7 protein-coding genes are annotated in these 6,000 nt (G+C 46.8%); all 7 read right to left on the reverse strand.

The genetic code is table 11. From position 1 onward, the window contains the following. Positions 1–6 precede the first annotated feature (6 nt). The 7 genes from HMPREF0083_RS19550 to HMPREF0083_RS19580 all read right to left on the reverse strand — a co-directional run bounded on the left by HMPREF0083_RS19550 (position 7) and on the right by HMPREF0083_RS19580 (position 5,921). The gene (locus HMPREF0083_RS19550) at positions 7–459 is read right to left on the reverse strand and encodes a redoxin domain-containing protein (protein WP_040303966.1); all 453 of its coding nucleotides are present in this window, start codon (positions 457–459) and stop codon (positions 7–9) included. A gap of 197 nt (positions 460–656) precedes the next feature. Next, positions 657–1,205, reverse strand: a complete 549-nt coding sequence (locus HMPREF0083_RS19555) for a peroxiredoxin (protein WP_021623432.1) — start codon at positions 1,203–1,205, stop codon at positions 657–659. Positions 1,206–1,401: 196 nt separating this feature from the next. Next, the gene (locus tag HMPREF0083_RS19560; protein WP_021623433.1) at positions 1,402–2,586 is read right to left on the reverse strand and encodes an LL-diaminopimelate aminotransferase; all 1,185 of its coding nucleotides are present in this window, start codon (positions 2,584–2,586) and stop codon (positions 1,402–1,404) included. 21 nt (positions 2,587–2,607) lie between these two features. Beyond that, positions 2,608–2,967 (reverse strand): arsenate reductase family protein, encoded by a 360-nt coding sequence (locus HMPREF0083_RS19565; RefSeq protein ID WP_021623434.1) that lies wholly within the window; start codon positions 2,965–2,967, stop codon positions 2,608–2,610. Positions 2,968–3,112: 145 nt separating this feature from the next. After that, entirely contained in the window at positions 3,113–3,889 is a 777-nt protein-coding gene (locus tag HMPREF0083_RS19570) for an ABC transporter ATP-binding protein (RefSeq protein WP_051354730.1), read from the reverse strand. A 25-nt stretch (positions 3,890–3,914) separates the two neighbouring features. Continuing rightward, positions 3,915–4,967 (reverse strand): FecCD family ABC transporter permease, encoded by a 1,053-nt coding sequence (locus tag HMPREF0083_RS19575; RefSeq protein ID WP_240961310.1) that lies wholly within the window; start codon positions 4,965–4,967, stop codon positions 3,915–3,917. Between the two features lie 12 nt (positions 4,968–4,979). Continuing rightward, complete coding sequence (locus HMPREF0083_RS19580) at positions 4,980–5,921, reverse strand: ABC transporter substrate-binding protein (protein ID WP_021623437.1); 942 nt, start codon at positions 5,919–5,921, stop codon at positions 4,980–4,982. Positions 5,922–6,000 lie beyond the last annotated feature (79 nt).

A 6,000-nucleotide genomic window follows, 5' to 3' on the forward strand; every position in this document is an offset into this window, starting at 1 on the left:
AGATTATTATTCCGCCTCATCTGGCATCAAGATACGATCCAGGCGTTTTTTTAGCATCTTTAACCCTTTCTCACCTGCCTGGTAGTGACGCAGCTTTTGTTCTGCATCAAAGAGGTAGTATGCAGGCACATATTGGTTCTTATAGGCGTCCACTAGCTTATAGCCATTGTCGATGGCTACAGGATGAATGAGTTCGTATTGCTTAATCGCCGCCTTTACCGGGCCCAGCTCCATATCCTTTTCCGAACGAGGCATATGGATGCTCACAACCTGAAGACCTCGCTCCTTATAACGTTCACGCCACTCGTTCAACTGTGGTAGCGTTTCTTTGCAAGCATGACAGCTAATGGACCAATAATGAACAAGAACTGGCGAGCCTTTTAGGCCTGCTTTTCTTACTTCACCATTGACCCACTCTGTTACACCGTCAAATGTCGGCATTTCCTCGCGCAGTTTCATGTAAAACGCCTCCTTAAAAATAAAACACTCCAATTTTCTTCCACTTCTTAGTATAGGAATCAAAATCACGGAGTATTCGTGGAAGCGAAAACAATTCAAACGCAAGCAAATATAATTGTAAAAAAGGACCTAACAATTTCGCAAAAGTTAGGTCCTTTTCATTACTCGTACATCGACTGCTCAAAGGGCAAACACTATTACTTGCCTTGGAGATGAGCTTGTCCCGGACGCCAGTTCGCAGGGCACAGTCCGCCAGATTGGAAAGCTTGCAGCACACGAAGCGTTTCATCTACGCTACGGCCAACATCAAGATTGTGGATTGCGGAGTACATCAACGTTCCTTCTGGATCGATGATGAACAGGCCGCGAAGTGCCACACCTTGCTCTTCGATGAGTACACCATAGTCACGGGATACTTTATGTGTATTATCAGAAGCGATTGGGAAGTTCAACTTACCCAGACCATTCTCATCACGGGATGTATTAATCCATGCACGGTGAGAGAACTTGCTGTCTGTGCTGACTGCCAGAATTTCTGTATCCAGCTCTTGGAATTGCTCGTAAGCGTCGCTCATTGCAGTGATTTCCGTTGGGCACACGAATGTGAAATCCAGCGGATAGAAGAACATAACCAGCCATTTTCCTTTGTAATCAGAGAGCTTCACATTACCGAAATTCTCACCGTCACCTTGAGCGATTTCCATTTGGAAATCAGGAGCCTGCAAGCCTACTAAACGTTCTGCCATATGTAACTACCTCCTAGTATAGAAATATTCTAATCCGGGACAACCCGGAATAGTGAATGTTTTTTTGTTCTCCTTCATCATAACAAGCAACAAGATGACAGTCAATACAAGATTGTAATTATTCTAATTAAGCATGTTAAACTTTTATGAAGAGGCTGTTACAGAAATGCAACACACATCACGTAACATGTGCAATTTATGTAAAAAGTATTCCTGATTCTTTAATGCGCGTAATTACGTCTTTCAGAACGTCGACCGATTTCACCAAAGCAATGCGCACGTACCCTTCTCCTTGTACACCAAATGCATTGCCAGGGATTACGACCACACCGGCTTTTTCAAGCAGCGTAAACGCAAATGTTTCTGAAGTCCATCCACTTGGCACACGTGCCCAGACAAACATAGTCGCTTTCGGCTTCGGAATATTCCAGCCGATTTCCCTGAGCCCGTCTAACAAAACATCACGGCGAGTCTGATACAATATTCCATTCCCGTTTTCCTCGGGATGCTCGATGTCATGCTCCATCGCGGCTACGGCCGCTTCCTGAACAGCGAGGAATACACCGTAATCAATGTTGGATTTAATTATGGCTAACGATTTGATAACTTCACTGTTTCCGACCAAATAACCAATCCGGCAGCCAGCCATGTTAAAGCTTTTAGAGAATGAGTTGAATTCAACACCGATTTCTTTTGCGCCTGGTGTTTCCAAAAAGCTCGGCGGGCGGTAGCCATCAAATGCCAGCTCCGAATAGGCAAGGTCATGGGCTACAATCATTCGGTTGCTAGTCGCAAAGGCAACGACCTCTGCGAAGAAATCCTCTGTGGCTATCGCCGCCACAGGATTGTTCGGATAGTTTAGTACCATCAGCTTAGCCCTGTTCTTAATCTCCGTCGGAATATTCGAAAGGTCTGGAAGGAAATTATTTTCTTCACGTAACGGCAGCGGATACACCTCTCCACCCGCGAGCGTAACACTGGCAAAATAAATTGGATAGCCCGGGTCCGGCACAAGCACAACATCTCCTGGATTAACCCAAGCCTGGGCCAGATGAGCCAGACCATCCTGCGATCCCATGAGTGACAATACTTCGCACTCTGGATCAAGCTCTACACCAAAACGATGGCGGTACCAACGGGCCGTCGTCTCTCGGAAACGGACGGAGCCTTCTGATGTCGGATACCCATAATTGTCCGGGTTCTGTACAGCTCTCGTGAGCGCTTCCATTACCAGCGGAGAAGGCGGCTGATCCGGGCTTCCAATACCTAGATCAATAACCTCCATACCACGGGCCTGTATGATCCGCTTTCTGCGGTTCATCTCTGTAAAAATGGCTGATGTAAGCCCAGATAGGCGTTTAGCGGGCTGAATTGTACGCATTGTCTCCACACGGCTTCCTCCCTACTTCCACGTTTTCTCCATTTCCTCTGCCTTGAAGCCGACAGTCACTTTTCCTTCTGCTGCAATCAGCGGTCGTTTAATCAGTTTACCATCTGTTGCAAGGAGATCTAGCATTTCTTCTTCGGACATATCTTTAAGACGATCCTTCAGACCAAGTTCACGGTACGATTGTCCACTCGTATTGAAAAATTTCTTTAATTCAAGTCCGCTTTGCTGCCAATATGTACGAAGCTGTTCTTTTTCTGGCGGCGAATCTACAATCGGCACTTCACAGTAAGCAATGCCTTGCTCTTCCAGCCACTTTTTCGCTTTGCGACATGTGCCGCACTTATTATATAAATATGCTGTAATGTCTGCCATATAGTCACGATCCTTCCGCTGTATAAATACAATTTTGACAAATTAACATGATTTTGTGTTTCAAACTCTTTGTGTATTCGATAGACAAGGTAAAAAATCCTTTTCAACTCTTCTACTTCGTTCCCAAAACTTCCTGTCCACCTTGTCAGGAAGAGCGTTCAAGAAGAATCTGCGGGATTTGCAAATTCGGATGGGTGACGATTAGAGGCTTTATTCCGTATACCTCTGACAGTAACTGTGCCTGCATAATTTCTTCGATGGTACCATTGTGCGTCATTGTGCCACCTTCCATTAGAATCAACCGATCACAGTATTGTGCAGCTAGATTCAAATCATGAAGCACCAGTACCGCCGTTCCACCCGTTTCCTTTCGCCATTCACGCACAAGATTGAGAATACCTACCTGATAGCCAATATCAAGATAGGTTGTTGGCTCGTCGAGCAGCAGCACCTCCGGCTCCTGTGCCATTGCACAAGCGATGGCGACCCGCTGACGCTCTCCACCGCTCAACTGATCCAGAAGCTTGCATGCCACCACCTCCAAACCGGTACGTGCAAGCGCATGCTGGATGACTTCCGCATCCTGCGCCGTATTGCGCCGAAAAAAGCCATGATACGGATAGCGTCCCATCGCCACCGCTTCCTCTACCGTAATTGGCAACGGCGCCATGCCTTCCTGACTAACGACCGCCATTTTGCGCGCCAGCATTTTCGAAGAATAGGAGGCAAGGGGCTTCCCATCCACCGAAACGCTGCCTGTTGATGGTGTGAGCAGGCGCGATACTACTTTTATGAGCGATGACTTACCGGAGCCATTCGGGCCGATAATTCCCAGCGTCTCTCCTCTTCTTACCTGAAAGCTAATGTTCGATAATATCTCCCGCTGTCCGATTTGCAGGCTTACGCCAGTTGCTTGAATCATATGCATGTCTCCTTCTCCCATATCGTTAGAAGAAACGTTGCCTTCTTTTACGCAATAAATACCCAAAGAACGGAGCACCCAAAAATGCGGTAATTACACCAATGGGCAGCTCCTGCGGCTCCATTACGGTGCGCGCAATCGTATCAGCCGCAATGAGCAGAATGGCCCCCGCTACTGCGGACACCGGCAGCAGCACACGATGATCGGAGCCAACGATCGTCCGCATAATATGAGGGACAATGAGTCCCACGAATCCGATAACACCCGAAACTGATACTGCGGCTCCTGCAGTCAGCGAAGCAGCAATCAGAATCATCAGGCGTGTACGTTCTACATTCATGCCAAGATGATGAGCTTTTTGTTCTCCGAATGCAAGCAAATTCAATTCACCAGCAAACAGAAAAATAATAATGCCGCCGACAATAACATACGGTGCCACAACCACACCTGAAGACCAATCACTCAAGGTCAGGCTTCCCATCAGCCAATAAAAGATACGCTGCATTTTCTCGCCCGACATCGACATCACCAACGAAAGTCCAGCACCGAGAAACGCTTGTACGACTACACCGGACAAAAGCAGTGTTTCCATCTGAACCTTTCCGGCAATATAAGCAAGCCGATATACGACAAACAATGTCCCCATTCCGCAAATGAAGGCGATGAGCGGCAACGTCCACTGTCCGAAAAACGCAATGCCTTGTCCGAACATCATAAAACACGCAGCACCAAGTGAGGCTCCCGATGATACGCCGAGAATATACGGATCAGCCAATGGATTGCGGAGCACTCCCTGATAGGCCACTCCGGCTACCGCCAGTGCTGCACCGACCAGAACCGCTAGTAAAATGCGTGGCATTCGAATATTCCAAACAATGACTTCTGCCGCTTTAGACCAATCTTTCTCCATCTCAGGCATGAAAGGAACATGAGAAAGAATAATTTTCCATACCATATAAAAAGATAGCTGCGCACTCCCTAATGAAACACTGCCGATAATTACGAACAGAAGTGCAAAAAGAAGGGGAAGCAGCCAGAATCCCAGCTTCTTCCCAACCCTTCGTTGACCTTCCTTCAAACCCATCAGTCCTTATTTTTGAAATAACTCCGGATGCAATTTTTCTGCGATTTCTTTCAATCCTTCAGTAATGCGTGGTCCAGGACGGTTAACTACGTCGGAATCAACTGCAAATACCTTCCCTTCCTTTATCGCTTTTACCTGCTGCCACTTCGGCCGCTGCTTAATTTTTGCGGCGGCTTCCTTATCATAGTAGCCATATGTATTCAGGATTACATCCGGATTCCGCTGCAATACTTTCTCTTCAGATAGCTGCTTCCACCCGTCCAGATCGCCCGCTATGTTTTTGCCTCCTGCCATCGTGACTAAATCATGCATAAATGTACCTGTGCCAGCTGTAAACAGAGAAGGGTCCACCTCGATCCAAACATTCGGTCGCTTCTCTTGTGGCACATTTTTCACTTTATTCTGCACATCCTGTACGTCCGCTTTCATCTTGCTAACTACTTGACTCGCCTTCGTATCGTTACCTGTCACCTTACCGATCATTTCGATCGATTTGTAGATTTCATCGAATGTCTTTGCTTCCATTACAACTACAGGAAACCCTGTTTTGCGTAATGCATCAACAGCCTCCCCATTCCCTGTGTCCGCCAGGATGACATCCGGCTCTAGCGAGACAACCTTCTCTATATTAACTTTCAAGTCGCCTACTTTTTCTTTCTTTTTTACATCTGCCGGGTAATTATCGTAATTAGATACACCTACTACCTTATCGCCGGCGCCTACCGCATATGCGATTTCTGTTGCACTTGGCATAACAGAGACAAGTCGCTCCGGCTTCTTCTCAATCTTCACTTCTGTTCCGGTGCTGTCTTTAAGAGTAAGTGGAAACTGTCCTTGGACAGGAGTTTGTGCCGTATCACCGGAAGGCTTCGGTGCAGGGTTCGCACCGCATGCCGCTATTAAAACCATGAGCAACATCATTAATAGTATCGATGCATATTTCTTCATTGCTTGTCTCGCCCCTATACATATGAAGTACTATATTAAGTTACGCTTGATATTTTAACAGGGTAACGTGGTTGGAAGG

Origin of the sequence: Aneurinibacillus aneurinilyticus ATCC 12856 (assembly GCF_000466385.1) — a bacterium.
Taxonomy (GTDB): domain Bacteria; phylum Bacillota; class Bacilli; order Aneurinibacillales; family Aneurinibacillaceae; genus Aneurinibacillus; species Aneurinibacillus aneurinilyticus.

Excerpts from the sequence above, each read along its gene's own strand:
- HMPREF0083_RS19550 (WP_040303966.1), bottom strand. The coding sequence starts at position 459 with ATGAAACTGCGCGAGGAAATGCCGACATTTGACGGTGTAACAGAGTGG.
- HMPREF0083_RS19555 (WP_021623432.1), bottom strand. The coding sequence starts at position 1,205 with ATGGCAGAACGTTTAGTAGGCTTGCAGGCTCCTGATTTCCAAATGGAA.
- HMPREF0083_RS19560 (WP_021623433.1), bottom strand. The coding sequence starts at position 2,586 with ATGCGTACAATTCAGCCCGCTAAACGCCTATCTGGGCTTACATCAGCC.
- HMPREF0083_RS19565 (WP_021623434.1), bottom strand. The coding sequence starts at position 2,967 with ATGGCAGACATTACAGCATATTTATATAATAAGTGCGGCACATGTCGC.
- HMPREF0083_RS19570 (WP_051354730.1), bottom strand. The coding sequence starts at position 3,889 with ATGATTCAAGCAACTGGCGTAAGCCTGCAAATCGGACAGCGGGAGATA.
- HMPREF0083_RS19580 (WP_021623437.1), bottom strand. The coding sequence starts at position 5,921 with ATGAAGAAATATGCATCGATACTATTAATGATGTTGCTCATGGTTTTA.